Below are 673 nucleotides of genomic sequence, written 5' to 3'. Positions count from 1 at the left end.
ACTGCATAACGCGCAGTATATTGAGCAATTGCCTTTTCGAGGACAAAACGATTTTCTAATGGTTGAGATTGTTTGGATGCCCATGCACCGATTCGGCTGCCACGTGGTCGCGATTGGAAATATACATCTGCTTCCTGAGTACTGACTTTTTCAACAATTCCCCGAATTCTGATCTGACGGCGGAGAGATTTCCAATGAAAAACTAAGGACGCTTTCATTGATTTTAAAATTTCTTGTCCTTTGCAGCTTTCATAGTTGGTATAGAAAACGAAACCTCGGGAACTAAAGTCTTTCAGAAGAACCATACGAACATTAGGTAAGCCTGTTTCATCAACTGTTGCTAACGCCATAGCGTTAGGATCGTTTATTTCGCTCACTGTTGCCTCTTCAAGCCATTTTGCGAAAAGTGCGAAAGGTTTTTGCATTTGCATAAAGTCATTATCCATTTGTACTTTGTTGCTCATAGTATCTCCGAATGTCAGCGAGTACGAGAGGGATATTCTTATTCTGTGGTTTATTTTATCATCGAGAAGTAAAGCGCTAGTTTTTTCTATTTCAAAAAGCCACTTCGGTTATGTATTTTTATGGTGTTTTAATTAATTATTTTTTCCTTTAGCATAGAATTGAATGCGCTATATTAAAAATATCTATTCTATCTGGTATTTTAGTCTCT

1 protein-coding gene is annotated in these 673 nt (G+C 37.4%); it reads right to left on the bottom strand.

What is annotated here, in order from left to right:
- A partial coding sequence (pdxH, locus tag ACFIK8_RS11750; protein WP_375669530.1) for a pyridoxamine 5'-phosphate oxidase occupies positions 1-464 on the bottom strand: 464 nt, incomplete at its 3' end.
- Between the last annotated feature and the right edge of the window lie 209 nt (positions 465-673).

This window comes from Bartonella sp. MR168JLCBS (assembly GCF_042194175.1).
This window is presented reverse-complemented; position numbering and strand designations above follow the sequence as displayed.